Below are 18,017 nucleotides of genomic sequence, written 5' to 3' on the forward strand. Positions count from 1 at the left end.
GCTTCACGCGGCCGCGGTCGATGAAGTCATCGATGTAACGACCACCCCAGGCCACCGACAGCGTGTTGTTGATTTCGGCCACCGACACGCCCAGGGCGGCGGCCTTGTCGTTGTCCACGTCCAGGCGGAACTGCGGCGAATCTTCCTGGCCGTTCGGGCGCACCTGCGTCAGCAGCGGGCTTTGCGAGGCCAGGCCCAGCAGCTGGTTGCGCGCTGCCATCAGCGCCTCGTGGCCCTGGTTCTGGTTGTCCTTGAGGTACAGGTTGAAGCCGCCCGTGGTGCCCAGTTCGGTCACCGGCGGCGGCGCCAGCGCGAACACCATGGCGTCCTTGATCTGGCTGAAGGCGCCCATGGCACGACCGACCATCGCGGTGACGCTGGCCTCGTCGCTGGTTCGTTCGTCCCAGTTCTTGAGCTTCACGAACACCATGCCGTTGTTCTGGCCGCTGCCGGCGAAGCTGAAACCCTGCACGGCGAAGGTGGACTCGATGATGTCGGCTTCGTTCTGCAGGTAGTGTTGCTCTACCTGCTCCATAACCTTCTGGGTGCGCTGCTGCGTGGCACCGACCGGCGTCTGCACGATGGTGAAGGCCACGCCCTGGTCTTCGTCGGGCAGGAAGGACGAAGGCACGCGCGAGAACACGAACAGCATCGCCAGCGCCAGCAGCGCATAGAGGGCCAGGAAGCGGCCGCCGCGGCGCAGCATGGTGCCAACGAAACCCTGGTAGCGCTTGTTGCCGGCGTCGAAGCGGTTGTTGAACCACTTGAAGAAACCCTTCTCACCGTGGTGTTCGCCCTTCTTGAGCGGCTTGAGCATGGTGGCGCAAAGCGCTGGCGTCAGCACGATGGCGACCAGCACCGAAAGGCCCATGGCCGAAACGATCGTCGCCGTGAACTGGCGGTAGATAACACCGGTGGAGCCGGACAGGAACGCCATCGGGATGAACACGGCGGCCAGCACCAAGCCGATGCCGATCAGCGCGCCAGTGATCTGATCCATGGACTTGCGGGTCGCCTCAAGCGGCGACAAGCCTTCTTCGCTCATCAGGCGTTCGACGTTCTCGACCACCACGATGGCGTCATCCACCAGCAGGCCGATCGCCAGCACCATGGCGAACATGGTCAGCATGTTGATCGAGAAACCCAGCACCATCAGGATGCCCAGCGTGCCCAGCAAGACCACCGGGATCGCGATGGTCGGGATCAGCGTGGCGCGGAAGTTCTGCAGGAACAGGAAGATCACCAGGAACACGAGGACAAACGCCTCGAGCAGGATCTTGACCACCTCGGTGATGGAAGCGCGCACGAAAGGCGTCGTGTCGAAGGGAATCTTCACCGTCATCCCCGGGGGGAAGTTCGGTTTCATTTCTTCGATCAGCTCCGCCACGCCGTCGGCGGTGGACAGCGCATTGGCATTGGTGGCGAGGGAAACCGCAAGACCGGCAGCCGGTTTGCCGTTGTAGCGGCTGATCACCGAATAACTTTCCGACCCGATCTCGACGCGGGCGATGTCGCCCAGGCGCAAGGTCGAACCGTCGGCATTGGCACGCACGACAATGTTGCGGAACTGTTCGGGGGTCTGCAGGCGGTCCTGGGCTGTAATCGTGGCGTTGATCTGCTGCCCATCAATGGCCGGGGTTCCGCCGAGCTGACCGACGGCCACCTGTGCGTTCTGCGCCTGCACCGCCGCCACGACGTCGCTCGGTGACAGCTGGTAGGTGTTCAACTTGCCCGGGTCCAGCCAGATGCGCATGGCGTACTTGCCGCCGAACAGCTGCACGCTGCCCACGCCCGGCACGCGGCTGATCGGGTCGACGATGTTTGCCGACACGAAGTCCGAGATGTCGTTCCGGTCCATGGATCCGTCTTCAGACACGAAAGCCAGCACCTGCAGGAAGCTGGTGGATGCCTTGTTTACCGACAGACCCTGCTGCTGTACCACGCCGGGCAACAACGCCGTCACCCGCTGCAGCTTGTTCTGGACCTGCACCTGGGCGACGTCCGGATCGGTGCCGTTCTTGAAGGTCAGGGAGACGGAAACCGAGCCGTTGGAGTCGCTGGTCGAAGACAGGTAGTCCATGCCGTCGAGCCCGGTCATGGCCTGCTCGATGATCTGGGTGACTGCGTTTTCAGCGGCCTGCGCCGAGGCGCCAGGGTAGTTGGCGCTGACCGTGATCGTCGGCGGCGCGATCGTCGGATAGCGCGAGATCGGCAGCTGGGTCAGCGCCAGGCCGCCGGCGAGCATGATGATGATGGCGATCACCCAGGCGAAGATCGGGCGATCGATGAAGAACCTTGCCATGCGTGGACTCCCGGCTTACTTGGCGGCGTGGGACGCGTCGGCGTCCCGCGGGGGGGCCGCGCCGGCGGCCTGTGGTTTGCCGGCTTCCACGGCAGTGGCGTTGCCGCCGGGCCGGACCTTCTGCAGGCCTTCGATGATCACGCGGTCGCCCGCCTGCAGGCCGTCGTCGACCAGCCACTGGTCGCCGACCGTGCGGCTGGTGGCGACCACGCGCGGTTCGACCTTGCCTTCGGCGGTGACCACCAGCGCGGTGGCATTGCCCTTGGCGTCGCGGCTGATGCCCTGCTGCGGCGCCAGGATGCCGTCCGGGCGGGTGCCCAGTTCGACCACGGCGCGCACGTACATGCCCGGCAGCAGCAGGTTGTCGGGATTGGGCACGCGCACGCGCAGCGAATAGCTGCCGGTGCCCGGGTCAACGGTGACGTCGGTGAACTCCAGCACGCCGGCGTGCGCGTAGGGCGTGCCGTCCTCGAGCAGGATCTTCGCTTCGACGGTGCTCTGTTGAACGCGGCCGGCCTCGACGTCCTGGCGCAGCTGCATTAGCTCCGACGCCGACTGCGACAGGTCCACGTAGATCGGGTCAAGCTGCTGCACCGTCACCAGGGCGGCTTCCTGGTTGGCGGTGACCAGCGCGCCCTGGGTGACGCTGGACTTGCCGGCGCGGCCCGAGATCGGCGCCGTGATGCGGGTGTAGCCCAGGTTGACGTCGGCAGACTGCAGCGCGGCCTGGTAGGCGGCGACGTCGGCGGCGGCCTCGGCGGCGGCGGCCATGGTGCGCTCGTGGTCCTGCTCGGACACCAGCTTCTGCGCCACCAGTTCGGTGGAACGGTTGGCGGCCAGGCGCGCCGAGGTGGCCGAGGCCCGGGCGCGGGCCAGGTTGGCGGCGGCGGCGGCGCGGGCGGCGCGGTAGGTCGCGTCGTCGAGCTGGTAGAGCACCTGGCCTTCCTTCACCAGGCTGCCTTCCTCGAACAGGCGCTTTTCGACGATGCCGGTGGCCTGCGGCCGCACTTCGGCGACCACGAAGGGCACGGTGCGGCCGGCCAGGTCGCGGGTCAGCGGCACCGGCTGGGCCTTTAGCGTGACCACGGTGACTTCGGGCGTGGGCATCTGCATGGGGGCCTGCTCGCCGGAGCAGGCGGCCAGCAGCAGGCTGGCGGCGGCGACAAGCGCCAGGGGACGCCGGGAACGGGCAGACGCGGACATGGGATGCCTCTTGGAATAAGGAAAACGGGGTCGGTCGCAGGCCGGGGAGCCGGCGCGAACAGAAAAGAGTGAACGGTCATTCTAGGTTTGAATCGGCCGCTGTCAAGCCAACTGATGGCCTGGTTCCGGGGGTTTTGGCCCCTTTCCGGGCGGGCGGTTCAGCCCAGCGACAGTTTCGCGGCCAGTCCGGCCGGCGCCGACCCGGGCGCGTAGGGCAGGACGCCCAGGCAGGGACCCGGCAGGGCGTCCCGCAGCAGGTCCAGGTAGGCCGCCGCGTGCGGACCCGGGGCCTCGACCTGGTTGCCGATCCAGCCGGCCAGCCGGCAGCCATCGGCGAGCACGGCGCGGGCAGTCAGCCGCGCGTGGTTCAAACAGCCCAGGCGCAGGCCCACCACCAGCACCACCGGCAGATCCAGGGCCCGGGCCAGGTCGGCCTGCTCCAGTCCGTCGGCCAGCGGCGCCAGCCAGCCGCCCACGCCTTCCACCAGCACACGGCCGCCGGCCTGGGCCGACAGCGCCGTGTAGGCGGCCAGCAGGGTCGGCAGCTCGACGTGCACGCCGGCCATCGCGGCGGCGATCTGCGGCGCGGTCGGTTCGGGAAGGGCGTAGGGATTGACCAGCTGGTAGTCGGGCTTGGGGTCACTGGCGGCCTGCAGCGCAAGCGCATCTTCGTTGCGCCAGCCTTCGTGGCTGCGCTCGCAGCCGCTGGCAACCGGTTTCATTCCCACGGCCGGGCGACCGTCGCGGCGCATGGCGTGCAGCAGCACGGTGGACGCGAAGGTTTTGCCGGCGCCGGTGTCGGTGCCGGTGACGAAGCAGCCGCGGGTGAAAACGTCGGTGTCCATGGCCGCATACAATAACCGCCCCGACCCCGAACCATGGAGCGCCGATGTTCGCGCAGTCCAGCCTCACCGGCAGCAAGGCCGAACAGTACGAACAGCTGCTTGAACAGGCCCGCGGCCTGATGCACGGCGAACCCGACCGGATCGCCAACGCCGCCAACCTCTCGGCGCTGGTCTACCACGCGCTGCCGCAGCTCAACTGGGTCGGCTTTTATTTCTACGACGGCAAGGAACTGGTGGTCGGCCCCTTCCAGGGCCACCCGGCCTGCGTGCGCATCGCCCTGGGCCGCGGCGTCTGCGGCACTGCCGCCCAGACCCGGCAGACCCAGCGTATTGCCGACGTCGAGGCCTTCCCGGGGCACATCCCCTGCGACGCGGCTTCGCGCTCGGAGCTGGTGGTGCCTCTGTACCTCGGCGACACGCTGGTGGGCGTCTTCGATCTCGACAGCCCGGTGACCGACCGCTTCGACGCCGACGACCAGGCTGGCCTCGAATCCATCGCTGCTGCGTTCATCCAGACGTTGGGCCCCGCCTGACATGGCAGGGAACAGGAAACAGGCATGACTGGAACAAAACTGCGCAACATCGGCCCGAAGTCCGCCGCCTGGCTGCGCCAGACGGGCATCCGCAGCCAGGAAGACCTGGAATCGGTGGGTGCGCTGGCGGCTTTCGTACGGGTCAAGCGCGCCGGCTTCAAGCCCAGCCTGAACCTGCTTTACGCGCTCGAAGGCGCGATCCTGGGCTGCCACTGGCAGGAAATCCCGGACGAGCGCCGCAGCGAACTGGTGCTGGCCGCCGGCGACGAAGTCGCCAAGCTGCCGCTGCCCAAGAACAAGCGCATGCCGGTCGCCGCGCCGGTGAAAACCGTGCGCCTGGACGGCGAAGATGAAAGCGACATGCCCGGCCCGGGCTTCGGCTTCGACGATCCCTCGTCCTCGCGCGACGACTAAGCCCTAGCGGACCACCGCGTAGTCGCGCGCGTCTTCGCGCCAGGCCGGCGTGGCCCTGATGGTCGGCAGCACGTCTTCGACGCGATCGACCAGCGACCACATCGCCGCGTGTTCGGGGTTCATGAAACGCTCTTCGATCACCGACTCCATGAAACCCTGCAGCGGCGCGTAGAAACCGCGCACGTTCAGCAGCAGGATCGGGCTGAAGTAGATACCAAGGCGCTTGAGCGTGATCGCCTCGAACAGTTCCTCGAGCGTGCCGCAGCCACCGGGCAGCGCCACCACCGCATCCGAACCGGTCAGCAGCTTGTGCTTGCGCTCGCGCATGTCTTCCACCAGCTCCAGCTGGGTCAGGCCCGGGTGCCCCCACTCGAGGTCGGCCATGAAGCGCGGCAGGATGCCGGTCACTTCGCCGCCCTGCGACAGCGCGCCGTCGGCCAGCGAACCCATCAGGCCCTGCGAGCCGCCGCCGTAAACAATGCTGCAGCCGTTGGCGGCGAGGGTTTCGCCGAGCTGGCGCGCAGCGGCATGGAATTCGGGCGCCACGCGGGCGCTGGAAGCGGCGTAGACACAGACGCGCATGGCGGGAATCCGGGACGGCTGGGGGCCGCTATTGTGCCACCGGATCCGGGCGCCGCGGCTGGCATGGCGGGCCTGCGCCTTCAGTCGCGGCCGGGATACCGCTGCCGCCACAGCGCCAGCTGCTCGCGGTAGTGGTCCATGTCCTCGGCGTAGCTGTCGAAGACGCAGACCGCGCAGCCGCCGTCGCAGCAATCCGTCGGCAAGGGACGCTCGGGTTCGACCGGGCGCGGGTCTTGCCGGGGCGCCAGCGCACGCAGGGCGGCTACCAGCGCTTCGGACTTCGCGCCCTCGCGTGTGAAGCCAAAGGCGTGTTCGCCGTCGCGGTGGCGGTCCAGCCAGATGCCTTCGCCGGTATCGGGTCGCGTGGCGGCCAGCCACAGCGCGGTGTCGGCGCCTTCACCGGCATCGCGCAGCACCGCGCCGAACAGCCTGCGGAAGCCAGGCAGCGCGCTGCGCACGCCGTCGGTGTCCACCCAGCCCGGGTGCATCACCCACGCTCGCGGCTGGCCCGGGCCAAGGCTGTTCCAGTAGTGGGTTAGTTCCACCTGCGCGCGCTTGTGCTGGGCATAGGCGGTGAAGCCGTCATGGCTGGCGGCGTCGGCGGCCTGGAGCGCGTCCAGGTCCAGCGCGGCGCCGTACATGCCACCCGAGCTCATGGAAATGATGGCGCTGCCTTCGTGCAGCGCGCCGCCGCGGCGCAGGCCCTGGTCGAGCACCCAGTGGCCCAGCAGGTTGGTGGCGAAGCCGCGCTCCAGGCCTTCGTCCGTCTGTTCGAAGGCGTGGCACATCACGCCGACGTTGTGCACCAGCACGTGCACCGGGCCGGCCGCGGCGATTTCACCGGCCACGCGCGCCACGTCGCGCATCAGCGACAGGTCCACGGCGACCGGTTCGATGCGCCCGGCGCCGGTGGCCGCCTCCGCCAATGTCTCCAGCTTGCCGCGGTTGCGCCCCAGCGCCAGCACCGTCGCCCCGCGCGCCGCCGCGCCAAGCGCGATGGCCCGGCCGATGCCGCCCGTGGCGCCGCTGACCACCCAGCGCTGGCCGCTGAACTCCGCGTCCAGCCCGGCCCCTCCGACGCGACGCCGAAAACCGATGCGCGAGAACGGCAGCGCGAAACGCGCGTAGAAGAACGCCGCGCCCAGGGCCTTCTTCATGCCGCCCACCGCCGCAGGAAATCCGCGTCCAGGTGCCCGGTCTTGACCAGGATTCGCGCGCCCAGCGGCGCCCGCGGTGCGTGCTGGGAAAGGTGCGGGCTGCGCAGCCAGCTGCCGGCGGGGTAAACGCCATATTCGTCTTCGAACTGGCCGCTGAGCACCAGGATTTCTTCGCCGCCCCAGTGCGTGTGCGGCTGGAACACCGTGCCCGGGGCCCAGTCCACCAGCGCGGTGTGCTGGGTGCCGAAGGAGTGCAGCGACATCACGCGCAGGCCGGGCACCAGGCCCGGGCGCCAGTCGGCGGCATGGGTATCAATGCGTACGGATTCGCTGTCGCCGGGCTGGAACTGCCGCAGCTTCACGAACAGCGTGCAGCCGCCGGCGCTGCGCGGTGCATGCCGGCTGCCGTCGGGGTTGCGCAGGTAGGTGCCGGGGCCGTGCTCGCCGCGCTCGTCGGTGAATACTCCGTCGAGCACCAGGATTTCTTCGCCGTCGGGGTGGGCGTGTTCGGGGAATACCGAGCCCGGCGCGTAGCGCACCAGGCTGGTGGCGCGCGCGGCTTCGTCGCCGACCCGGTCGAGCATCCGCCGCGTCACGCCCGGCGAAGGCGAGGCCTGCCAGGGCGTGTCGCCGGGGCGGATGACGATGCGTTGGGTGAAATCGGCGTTCAGGCGCATGGGCGGCTCGGGGTTTCCGGGTGCCGAGTCTGCGCCCGGAGGCGTGGGCGGGATGTGGATGGCGGGGCTTGTGGTCAGCGCGTGACGCGCTCGCGATAGGTAACGTCCATGGCCTCGCCGCCGAAGTTGAGCGTCAGCACGAACTCGGCCGGCTGGCCGTCGCCGCGACGCGGCGGCAGGTTGATGCGGACGTCGCCGCGGCCGACTTCGCGCGCGTCGATGGTCTTGTCGCGGAACAGGCGATCACGCAGGGCGGTGACCTGGGCGACGGCGAGGTCGTGCTGTTTCTCCTGGGCGTTGCTGCGGCTGGCGCGGTTGTTGGTCGTGGCCAGGGTCTGGCTCTGCTCGCCTGGCTGGAACGTGCCGACGGTCTCGGCCTTGCGCGGCGCCACGGGCGCGTCGTTCTGCGCCGGGGCCGGCGTGCCGGACGGGTTCGCCGCCTCGGCCAACGCCGGCGGCGCGCTGATGCTGCCCTCCTTGGCCAGGCGGATCAGGCCGGTGGTCGACCAGACCTTGAGTTCGGCCCCGCCGCTGCGGGCGCTGACGCCCTTGGTGCCAACCTTGAGCCGGCCGCCGGACGTATTGAGCACCGCCACCGGGATCCACGCCGTCGAATCCGACTCGGGCATGTAGGTCAGCACCGCGCCGTACTGGCTGCCGGCCTGCCGCAGCACGGTGTAGCCGTCGACCATCTGCACCTCTTTGCCGGCCGGCGGCACGATGTCGAAGATGCGGTCCTGGGCCATCGCGGGGACCGAAGCGACAAGTGCAAGCAGGCAGGGCAGCAAACAAGAAAACCAGGGGCGCATGGGAATTTCCGGCAGGCACGAGATGACCTGCAGTCTAGTTGACACCTCCGTGGCCGGCCAGCCGCAGCCGCGGCAGGACGCGAACCATCTGCCGCTTATTCCACCGTCACCGACTTGGCCAGGTTGCGCGGCTGGTCGACGTCGGTGCCGCGCTGCACGGCAACGTGGTAGCTCAGCAGCTGCAGCGGGATGGTGGAGATGATGGGCGCGGCGATTTCGCCCGAGGCGGGCAGGATGACCACGCGCGCGGCGTCCAGGCCGTGGGCCACGGTTTCGTCCACGAAGGCGTAAAGCACGCCGCCGCGGGCGCGCACTTCCTCGAGGTTGGACTTGAGCTTGTCGATCAGGCGGTCGTTGGGCGCCACCGCGATGACCGGCATGTCTTCGTCCACCAGGGCCAGCGGACCGTGCTTGAGCTCGCCGGCGGCGTAGGCCTCGGCGTGGATGTAGCTGATTTCCTTGAGCTTGAGCGCGCCTTCCATCGCCACCGGCCAGTGCGTGCCGCGGCCCAGGAACAGCGCGTGGTGCTTGCCGATGAACTGCTCGGCCAGCTCCTTGATTTCGTCGTCGAGCTTGAGCACTTCAGCAATATGTCCCGGCAGTCGCTCGAGCTGGCGAACGCCGTCGAAATAACGCTCGTCGTCCAGGCCCTTCACGCGCGCAAGCGCCAGCGAGAACAGCGCCAGCGCCACCAGCTGGGTGGTGAAGGCCTTGGTCGAGGCGACGCCGATTTCCGGGCCGGCGCGGGTCATCAGCACCAGCGAAGACTCGCGCACGATCGACGATTCCGGCACGTTGCACACGGCCATGCGCGCCAGGTACGGCCGGTCCTTCGCCAGCTTCAGCGCAGCCAGCGTGTCGGCGGTTTCACCGGACTGGGAAATGGTGAGGAACAGCGTGCCTTCCTTCACCACCGGGTCGCGGTAGCGGTACTCGCTGGCGATTTCCGCGGTGCAGGGCACGCCGGCCAGCTGTTCTATCCAGTAACGCGCCACCAGGCCGGCGTGGTAGCTGGTGCCGCAGGCGATGATGTGCACGGCCTGGGTGTCGGCCAGCAGGCGATCGGCATCCACGCCGAAGATCTGGGTCAGGATCTTGCCGCCGGCGATGCGGCCTTCCAGGGTGTCGGCAACGGCCACCGGCTGTTCGTGGATTTCCTTGAGCATGTAGTGGGCGTAGTCGCCCAGCTCGACCGCGTCGGCGCTGAAGTGCGATTCCTTGACCTCGCGCTGGGCCGGCTGGCCGTCGGCGTCGAAGATGCGGATGCCGCCGACGGTGACTTCGGCGACGTCGCCTTCGTCGAGGTACATGAAACGTTTGGTCAGCGGCAGCAGCGCATGCACGTCCGAGGCCAGGTACTGTTCGCCCTCGCCCAGGCCGACGATCAGCGGCGCGCCGTAGCGTGCGCCCACCACCGTGCCCGGCTCGCGGGCGGAAATCGCCGCGATGGCGTAGGCGCCGTGCAGGCGCTTCACCGTTTCCTGCACCGCCGCCAGCAGCGACAGGCCCTGGCGCTGTGCGCGCTCGACCAGGTGCGCCACCACTTCGGTGTCGGTCTGCGAGCTGAACTCATAACCTTCGGCCTGCAGCTCGGCGCGCAGCGCGGCGTGGTTTTCGATGATGCCGTTGTGCACCAGGCTCACGTCGCCCGACACGTGCGGGTGCGCGTTGCCTTCGCTGGGCACGCCGTGGGTGGCCCAGCGGGTGTGGGCGATGCCGCAGTGGCCGTCCAGGCCGGTTTCGGCCTGCAGGGCGACCAGGTCGCGGACCTTGCCCTTGGCGCGCAGGCGGGAAATGCCGTCGCCGGTGAGCAGGGCCACGCCGGCCGAGTCGTAACCGCGGTATTCCAGCGCGGCCAGTCCGGCGATCAGGTGCTGGACGATGGGCCGGTTGGCGCTGATGCCGACGATTCCACACATGGGCGATGCGTTCCTTGGTGACTGGCCAGCAAGTTTAAGTGAAGGATGTGGCTTTCCGCGGGCGAAGGATTCGCAGGCGCCGCGCGGGCGTCCGGCGGGTGTCCGGCCAGGGGCCGTCCGGACGCCGCGGACAGCCGCCAAGACCTTTTCAATCAGTGACTTATGCATTGGCACGGTGGTTGCATCATCCAAGGCAGACCTGAACCAGATGGATTTGCCGATGATCCGCGACACCTCCGCCCAGGACCGCAGCCTTTCCCAGGCCCAGGCGCCCCGCTCCCGCAAGCCGCTGTACCTGGCCGGCGCGGCCGTGATGGCGGTGGTTTTCGTGGGCTGGCTGCTCAGCGGCTGGCTGGGCAGCGCCGGCGCGGTATCGGCCGAGCGCCTGCGTTTTGCCGAAGTCAGCCGCGGCCTGCTGGTGCGCGATGCCGCCGTCAACGGCCGCGTGGTCGCCGCGGTCAGCCCCACGCTGTACGCCCCGGCCGGCGGCACCGTGACGCTCAAGACCAACGCGGGTGACAGCGTCAAACGCGGCGACGTCATGGCGGTGGTGGATTCGCCGGAGCTGCAGAACGAACTGCAGCGCGAAAAGGCCACGCTGGCGCAGCTGGAGGCCGAGGTTGCGCGCCAGCGGATCCTGGCGCGCAAATCCAGCCTGCTGGCCCAGCGCGAGGCCGACGATGCCGAGGTTACGCGCCTGGCCGCCCTGCGCGACCTGCAGCGTGCCGAACGCGGCTTCGAACTGGGCGCGATCGCGAAGGTCGATTTCCTGCGCGCCCAGGACGCCATGGCCAGCGCCGACATCCGCAGCAAGCACGCCGGCACCGCGGCCCAACTCGAGGCGCAGGACGTGGCCCTTGGCCTCAAGACCCAGGAACAACTGCTCGAGCGCCAGCGCCTGCTGGCCGCCAACCTCGAGCGCCGCGTGGATGAACTGAACGTGCGCTCCCCGGTCGACGGCGTCATCGGCACGCTCAACGTCGCCGATCGCGCGGTCGTGGCGCCCAATGCGCCGCTGATGACCGTGGTTGACCTGAGCCGGCTCGAAGTGGAGCTGGAAATGCCCGAGTCCTACGCCAAGGACCTGGGCCTGGGCATGACCGCCGAAGTGCGCGTGGGCGCAACCAATGCCACCGGCAAGGTCTCGGCCATCTCCCCGGAGGTGGTGGGCAACCAGGTGCTGGCGCGGGTGCGCTTCGACGGCGAGCAGCCGCCCGGCCTGCGCCAGAACCAGCGCCTGTCGGCGCGCGTCCTGTTCGAGGAAAAGCCCGACGTGGTGAAGGTCGCCCGCGGCCCCTTCGTGGAGCAGCACGGCGGCCGCCACGCCTATGTGGTCGAGGATGGCATCGCCGTGCGTCGCCCGATCGTGCTGGGAGCCACCAGCGTCGGCGAAGTCGAGATCCTCGAGGGCCTCCAGCCCGGCGAGCGCATCGTCATCTCCGGCACCGACAACTTCGAAGACGCCGAGCGCGTCGCCATCAACGACTGAACCGAACGACCCGAGGAGACATCCCGCCATGATGCGCATGAACAACCTGAGCAAGGTCTACCGAACCCACATGATCGAAACGCACGCGTTGCGCGGCTTCGACATCCACGTCAAGGAAGGCGAATTCGTAGCGGTCACCGGCCCCTCGGGTTCGGGCAAGACCACCTTCCTCAACATCGCCGGCCTGCTCGAGGAATTCACCGGCGGCGAATACTGGCTCGACAACGTGGACGTGCGCGGCCTGGACGACTCGGCCCGTTCGAAGCTGCGCAACGAGAAGCTGGGCTTCATTTTCCAGGGCTTCAACCTGATCCCCGACCTGAACCTGTTCGACAACGTCGACGTGCCCCTGCGCTACCGCGGCTTCGGCGCCGCCGAACGCAAGAAGCGCATCGAGGATGCCCTGGCCCAGGTCGGCCTGGCCTCGCGCATGAAGCACTACCCGGCCGAACTGTCCGGCGGCCAGCAGCAGCGCGTGGCGATCGCGCGCGCCCTGGCCGGCTCGCCGAAGCTGCTGCTGGCCGACGAACCGACCGGCAACCTGGATTCGCAGATGGCCCGCGGCGTGATGGAGCTGCTTGAGGAAATCAACGCCGCCGGCACCACCATCCTGATGGTGACCCACGACCCCGAACTGGCCGCGCGCGCGCACCGCAACGTGCACATCATCGACGGCCAGGTCTCGGACCTGACGCACGAGACGCAGCGCTCGCTCGCGGCCGTCGCCGCCCATTCAGCCGAAGCCTGAGGAGCACGCCATGTTCCGCTACTACCTGGGCCTGGGTTTCCGCAGCCTGCGCCGCAACCCCGTGCTCACCACGCTGATGGTGCTCACGCTGTCGGTCGGCGTGGCCGCCAGCATGACCACGCTGACGCTGCTGCACGGCATGTCCGGCGACCCGATCCCGCACAAGAGCGACCGACTGGTCTATCCGCGGTTGGACAACTACCCGGCAGAACAGCCCGCCACCGTAACCGACCCGCCACAGCAGGTGACCTATATGGACGCCATGGCGCTGTGGGAACAGGCCAAGGCGCAGCGGCAGACCCCGATCTACGGCCTCGGCCCGGCGATCAATTCGGGCCGCGACGACCTGCCGCCCTTCTTCAGCGACGGTGTCGCCGTCGGCCGCGACTTCTTCGCCATGTTCGACGTGCCCTTCCTCTACGGCCAGGCCTGGAGCGAGGACGACGACGCCAGGGGTACCTACGTGCTGGTGATCGGCCGCAGCCTCTCCGAACGGGTATTCGGGGAGGGCGTGGATCCGGTCGGCAAGAGCCTGAAGGTCAATGACACCGACTTCTCCATCGTCGGCGTCGCCGATACCTGGAACCCGGTGCCGAAGTTCTACCGCCTGATCGGCAACAACAGCTTCGACACCAGCGAAGACGTCTTCATACCGATCCGCGCGGCCGTTGCCCTGGAACTGGAGCGCAACGGCAGCATGGACTGCAGCGAGAACCCGCCTGCGCCCGGCTTCAAGGGCTACCTGGCGTCGGAATGCACGTGGGTGCAGTACTGGGCCGAACTGGACAGTGCCGCGGACCGACAGCAGTACGCCGACTACCTGGCCGCCTATGTCGCGGAACAGAGGGCGCTCAACCGCTTTCCGCGACCCACGAACAACCGCCTGCACGACGTGATGGAGTGGCTGGACGAATACGGCGTGGTCAGCGACGACACCCGCACTTCGACCTGGCTGGCCTTCGGCTTCCTGCTGGTCTGCCTGGTCAACACCGTCGGCCTGCTGCTGGCCAAGTTCAGTGCCCGTCCCGGCGAGATCGGCGTGCGCCGTGCGCTCGGCGCCACCCGGCGCGAAGTCTTCAAGCAATACCTGACGGAAGCCGGCGTGATCGGCCTGGTCGGTGCCACGGTGGGCGTGGCGATGACCTTCGGCGCGCTTGCGTACATCCGCCATTTCGACCAGGGCATCGCCCAGATCACCTACGTGGACGGCATGATGCTGGCCACCGCGATCGCGTTGTCCATCGTCGCCAGCCTGCTGGCCGGCCTGCTGCCGACCTGGCGCGCCTGCCAGGTGGTGCCCGCCCTGCAGCTCAAGAGCCAATAACCGAGGACCTGCCATGGAAATCCGTCCGATCCTCTCCGCCATGATGCGCAACAAGACCGCGCCGCTTCTCATCGCTGCGCAGGTTGCACTTACACTGGCCATCGTCTGCAACGCGCTTTACATCATCCGTGACCGCCTTTCGACCGCGGCCCGGCCGACCGGCGCCGACGAGCAGAACCTGGCCGAGATCCGTTTCTACCCCCATCGACAGATCAACGACATCGCGGACATGCAGCGCCGCGACCTGGAGGCGATCAAGGCCATTCCGGGCGTCGTCGCGGCCACCTGGACCAACCAGGTGCCCCTTGGCCAGTCGAGCTGGAACAACGGTGGCCTGACGGCCACGCGCGGCGACCAGAACAGCAACCTCGGTGCCACGCTCTACTTCAACGGCATGGGTGATTCGCTGATCGACACCTTCGGCCTGACGCTGGTGGAGGGCCGGGCCTTCGAACCCGATGAGTTCCAGGAGTTCAATCCGCAGCTCGACCAGTCCCAGCCCTCGCTCGTGATCGTCACGCTGTCCCTGGCCAAGCAACTCTTCCCGGACGCGTCGTCTTACGTCGGGAAGGTGTTCTACATGGGCGGCGGCGACGATGCCGAAGGTGTGCGGATCGTCGGCGTGGTCGAGCGTTTGCAGTCGCCGAGCGCGCCGGCCAGCGCCCGGGCCGAGGACAGCGTCATCTTCCCGATCCATTACATAGATCCGTTCACAAGGTACTCGGTCCGGACCGAACCGGGTTCGCAGGACCGGGTGATGACCCAGGTGGAGAAGGCCCTGCTGGCCCTTCGCAACGACCGTGTGCTGCTGGGCAAACGAACCTTCGTCGAATACCGGGCACGGCGCTACTCGGGCGAGAACATGATGGCCGGCCTGTTGATCGCCGTGACCGTGTTCCTGCTGCTGATCACCGCCAGCGGCATCGTCGGCATGGCATCGCTGTGGGTGAACCAGCGCCGCAAGCAGATCGGCGTGCGACGCGCCCTGGGCGCCCGCCGGCAAGACATCATTCGCTACTTCCTGCTGGAGAACGTGCTGATCACCACCGGCGGCGTCATCGCCGGCCTGGCGTTGGCCCTCGCCCTGAACAACTTCCTGGTCTCGGAACTCGAGTTGCCCCGCCTGCCGGTCACCTACCTCGGCCTGACCATGCTGGCGATGTGGATCCTGGGCCTGCTTGCGGTGCTGGGCCCGGCCTGGCGCGCGGCGGCGGTGCCGCCGGCCATCGCCACGCGCACGGCGTGAAGGTAGATTAGGCCCATGCCGCAACCGACCCAAGCCACCCTGCTGGTCATCGACGACAACCCGTCGGTGGCCGCCGCGCTGGACGTGCTGTTTTCGCTGCACGACTACCGCACGCGGAAGGCCTCGTCGCCCGAAGAGGGCCTGGCGCTGCTGTCGGCCGAGGCCGTCGACCTGGTCATCCAGGACATGAACTTCACCCAGGACACCACCTCGGGCGAAGAAGGCGAGGCGCTGTTCAAGGCCATCCGCGAGGCCCACCCGGACCTTCCGGTGATCCTGCTTACCGCCTGGACCCACCTGGAAGCGGCGGTGGACCTGGTAAAGGCCGGTGCCGCCGACTACCTGGCCAAACCCTGGGACGACCGCAAGCTGCTGGCGACCGTGGGCAACCTGCTGGAACTGGGCCAGGCCACCCGCGCCATGGCCGAATGCGCCCGCCGCGACAGCCGCCAGCGGCGCGAGCTCGAACGCGACCACGACCTGCGCGGCCTGGTCTGGGCCGACCCGGCGATGGAGCGCGTGCTGTGCCTGGCCACCCAGGTCGCGCGCGCCGACGTGCCGGTGCTGGTGACCGGGCCGAACGGGTCGGGCAAGGAAAAGATCGCCGAAATTCTGCAGGCCAATTCATCGGTGAAGACCGGCCCCTTCGTCACGCTCAACTGCGGCGCGCTGCCGTCGGAGCTGATCGAGGCCGAGCTGTTCGGCGCCGACGCCGGCGCCTACACCGGCGCCGGCAAGGCCCGCGAGGGCAAGTTCGAAGCGGCCGACGGCGGCACCCTGTTCCTGGACGAAATCGGCAACCTGCCGCCCGAAGGCCAGATGAAACTGCTGCGCGTGCTCGAAACCGGCCGGTTCACCCGGCTGGGTTCGAACAAGGAAAAGCAGGTCAAGGTGCGGGTGATCAGCGCCACCAATGCCGACCTGCCGGCGATGATCAGCGACGGCCGCTTCCGCGAAGACCTGTACTACCGGCTCAACGTCATCGAAATCCGCATTCCGCCGCTGGCCGAACGCCCGCGCGACATCCTGCCGCTGGCGCAGTCTTTCCTGACCGAGGGCAAGTCGCTGTCCGACGGCGCCGTGCAATCGCTGCTTCGCCACGCCTGGCCCGGCCACGTGCGCGAGCTCAAGAACGTGATGCAGCGCGCCTGCCTGCTCAGCGCCGGCCCGGTCATCCAGGCCGGCGACCTGGGCCTGCCGGCGTCCACCACACCCGCCGCGGGGAGCCAGGGCAACGAGGCCGAACTCGACCGCGACGGCATCGAACAGGCCCTGGCCCGCGCCGGCGGCGTGGTGGCCCAGGCCGCGAGCGAACTCGGCCTCAGCCGCCAGGCCCTGTACCGCCGCATGGAGCGCCTGGGCATCGCCCGGCCCTGACCCGCATGCCGACGCGCCGTTCGATCGCCGGCACCCTGGCCCTGATTGGCGCCGGGGTGGCCGCGGTGTCGGTGGCGCTGGCCCTGTTCCTGGCGCAGCAACTCGACAGCCCGTTGCTGGCCGGCCTCGTGGCCGTGGCAGTCGCCCTGCTGCTTTCAATGTGGCTGATGCGGCGCGCGGTGAGGCCGGTGCTGTCGCTGTTCCGCGCCCTGGCCGGCACCACGCTCAGCTACCGCGACGGCGACTTCAGCTTCGGCCTGCGCTGGGCGCACCGCGATGAACTGGGTGACCTGGTCGCGGCCCACAACGAACTGGGCGGCGTGCTGCGCGAACAGCGCCTGGCCCTGGTGCAGCGCGAACTGCTGCTCGACACCATGGTGCAGAACACGCCGGTGGCCATGCTGCTGGTCGCCGACGGCGGCCATGTGGTGTACGCCAACCTGGCCGCGCGCCGGTTGCTCAACGACGGACGCAAGATCGAGGGCCTGGCCCTGGAAACGCTGGTGCAGGCAGCGCCGCCGGCGCTTTCCGAAGCGCTCGAGCGCGGCGGCGACGGCCTGTTTTCGGTCGGCGACGGCGACGAAGAAGAGGTTTACCACCTGGCGCGCCGTGGCTTCCGCCTCAATGGTCGCCCGCACGAGCTGCTGCTGCTGCGCCAGCTCACCACCGAATTGCGCCGCCAGGAAGTGCAGACCTGGAAGAAGGTGATCCGGGTGATCAGCCACGAACTCAACAACTCGCTGGCGCCGGTGGCGTCGCTGGCGCACTCCGGTGCCGAGCTCACGCGCCGGGGGCAGACGGAAAAGCTGGAGGCGATCTTCGGCATGATCGAAGAACGCGCCCGCCACCTCGAGGGATTCATTCGTGGCTATGCGCGTTTCGCAAAGCTGCCGACGCCGCGGCTCGAGGCCACTCCCTGGACGGTGCTGGTGGACCGGCTGCGCAGCCAGATCAGTTTCGGCCTCGACGGCGAACTGCCGCCGGGCTCGGTGCGCGTGGACGTGCCGCAGATGGAGCAGGCCCTGCTGAACCTGCTCAAGAACGCCCACGAATCGGGCTCGGCGCCCGAAGACGTGCAGCTGCGCGTGCGTCGCGGCGGCGGCGTGCTGCGCATCGAGGTGCTCGACCGCGGCACCGGCATGGGCGAAGCCGTGCTGGCCAACGCGCTGGTGCCGTTCTATTCCACCAAACGCAGCGGCACAGGCCTGGGCCTGGCGCTGGCGCGCGAAATCGCCGAAGCCCACGGCGGCCGGATCGGGCTTTCCAACCGCGAGGGGGGTGGGCTGCAGGTGTCGCTGGTCTTGCCCGTAGCCGACGAGAGCTGAGCCGGAGCCTTTGTAGGAGCGCCTTCAGGCGCGAATCTTTTGACTTTGCCTTCGGCAAAGAAGGGAT

General features: G+C 68.5%; 16 protein-coding genes and 1 pseudogene. 8 read left to right on the plus strand and 9 right to left on the minus strand.

Annotated elements, in window-relative coordinates; translation table 11 throughout:
- From AACZ35_RS05440 to bioD, 3 genes are all read right to left on the minus strand, one after another.
- Positions 1–2,302 (minus strand): efflux RND transporter permease subunit (locus tag AACZ35_RS05440; protein WP_339826904.1); only part of this gene is annotated, 2,302 nt, incomplete at its 3' end.
- Positions 2,303–2,317: 15 nt separating this feature from the next.
- Positions 2,318–3,505, minus strand: a complete 1,188-nt coding sequence (locus AACZ35_RS05445; protein ID WP_339826906.1) for an efflux RND transporter periplasmic adaptor subunit — start codon at positions 3,503–3,505, stop codon at positions 2,318–2,320.
- Positions 3,506–3,663: 158 nt separating this feature from the next.
- Entirely contained in the window at positions 3,664–4,350 is a 687-nt protein-coding gene (gene bioD, locus AACZ35_RS05450) for a dethiobiotin synthase (protein WP_339826908.1), read from the minus strand.
- A gap of 44 nt (positions 4,351–4,394) precedes the next feature.
- On the opposite strand from bioD, the gene AACZ35_RS05455 reads away from it, so the two are divergent.
- Together AACZ35_RS05455 and AACZ35_RS05460 are read left to right on the plus strand one after the other, a co-directional pair.
- A complete protein-coding gene (locus tag AACZ35_RS05455; protein WP_339826910.1) occupies positions 4,395–4,883 on the plus strand; it encodes a GAF domain-containing protein in 489 nt (162 codons plus the stop codon).
- A gap of 24 nt (positions 4,884–4,907) precedes the next feature.
- Positions 4,908–5,297 carry a TfoX/Sxy family protein gene (locus AACZ35_RS05460; protein ID WP_339826912.1) on the plus strand — a complete coding sequence of 130 codons (390 nt, stop codon included), beginning with the start codon at positions 4,908–4,910 and terminating at the stop codon, positions 5,295–5,297.
- Between the two features lie 3 nt (positions 5,298–5,300).
- On the opposite strand, the gene AACZ35_RS05465 is transcribed toward AACZ35_RS05460, so the two are convergent.
- The 6 genes and pseudogenes from AACZ35_RS05465 to glmS form a co-directional block, all read right to left on the minus strand.
- Positions 5,301–5,879, minus strand: a complete 579-nt coding sequence (locus tag AACZ35_RS05465) for a TIGR00730 family Rossman fold protein (RefSeq protein WP_339826914.1) — start codon at positions 5,877–5,879, stop codon at positions 5,301–5,303.
- Positions 5,880–5,959: 80 nt separating this feature from the next.
- The gene (locus AACZ35_RS05470; RefSeq protein WP_339826934.1) at positions 5,960–6,136 is read right to left on the minus strand and encodes an oxidoreductase-like domain-containing protein; all 177 of its coding nucleotides are present in this window, start codon (positions 6,134–6,136) and stop codon (positions 5,960–5,962) included.
- A 177-nt stretch (positions 6,137–6,313) separates the two neighbouring features.
- A pseudogene (locus AACZ35_RS05475) lies at positions 6,314–7,036 on the minus strand (SDR family NAD(P)-dependent oxidoreductase); the annotation flags it as partial.
- The gene (locus AACZ35_RS05480; RefSeq protein WP_339826916.1) at positions 7,033–7,713 is read right to left on the minus strand and encodes a cupin domain-containing protein; all 681 of its coding nucleotides are present in this window, start codon (positions 7,711–7,713) and stop codon (positions 7,033–7,035) included. The pseudogene AACZ35_RS05475 and the gene AACZ35_RS05480, both read right to left, overlap by 4 nt.
- A gap of 74 nt (positions 7,714–7,787) precedes the next feature.
- A complete protein-coding gene (locus AACZ35_RS05485; RefSeq protein ID WP_339826918.1) occupies positions 7,788–8,522 on the minus strand; it encodes a hypothetical protein in 735 nt (244 codons plus the stop codon).
- Positions 8,523–8,617: 95 nt separating this feature from the next.
- Positions 8,618–10,441 (minus strand): glutamine--fructose-6-phosphate transaminase (isomerizing), encoded by a 1,824-nt coding sequence (gene glmS / locus AACZ35_RS05490; RefSeq protein WP_339826920.1) that lies wholly within the window; start codon positions 10,439–10,441, stop codon positions 8,618–8,620.
- A gap of 220 nt (positions 10,442–10,661) precedes the next feature.
- Here glmS and AACZ35_RS05495 point away from each other — a divergent pair, with 220 nt between their 5' ends.
- The 6 genes from AACZ35_RS05495 to AACZ35_RS05520 are packed head-to-tail and all read left to right on the plus strand — an operon-like array spanning position 10,662 to position 17,950.
- Positions 10,662–11,930: an efflux RND transporter periplasmic adaptor subunit gene (locus tag AACZ35_RS05495; protein WP_339826922.1), complete on the plus strand. Its 1,269-nt coding sequence runs from the start codon at positions 10,662–10,664 to the stop codon at positions 11,928–11,930.
- A 28-nt stretch (positions 11,931–11,958) separates the two neighbouring features.
- Positions 11,959–12,678, plus strand: coding sequence for an ABC transporter ATP-binding protein (locus AACZ35_RS05500; RefSeq protein WP_339826924.1), 720 nt, complete (start codon positions 11,959–11,961; stop codon positions 12,676–12,678).
- A 10-nt stretch (positions 12,679–12,688) separates the two neighbouring features.
- The gene (locus tag AACZ35_RS05505; protein ID WP_339826926.1) at positions 12,689–14,002 is read left to right on the plus strand and encodes an ABC transporter permease; all 1,314 of its coding nucleotides are present in this window, start codon (positions 12,689–12,691) and stop codon (positions 14,000–14,002) included.
- Between the two features lie 13 nt (positions 14,003–14,015).
- Complete coding sequence (locus AACZ35_RS05510; RefSeq protein ID WP_339826928.1) at positions 14,016–15,248, plus strand: FtsX-like permease family protein; 1,233 nt, start codon at positions 14,016–14,018, stop codon at positions 15,246–15,248.
- Between the two features lie 15 nt (positions 15,249–15,263).
- Positions 15,264–16,625, plus strand: coding sequence for a sigma-54 dependent transcriptional regulator (locus AACZ35_RS05515; RefSeq protein WP_339826930.1), 1,362 nt, complete (start codon positions 15,264–15,266; stop codon positions 16,623–16,625).
- 5 nt (positions 16,626–16,630) lie between these two features.
- Complete coding sequence (locus tag AACZ35_RS05520; RefSeq protein ID WP_339826932.1) at positions 16,631–17,950, plus strand: HAMP domain-containing sensor histidine kinase; 1,320 nt, start codon at positions 16,631–16,633, stop codon at positions 17,948–17,950.
- Positions 17,951–18,017: the final 67 nt, after the last annotated feature.

This window comes from uncultured Arenimonas sp., from assembly GCF_963976025.1.
Lineage (GTDB): Bacteria > Pseudomonadota > Gammaproteobacteria > Xanthomonadales > Xanthomonadaceae > Arenimonas.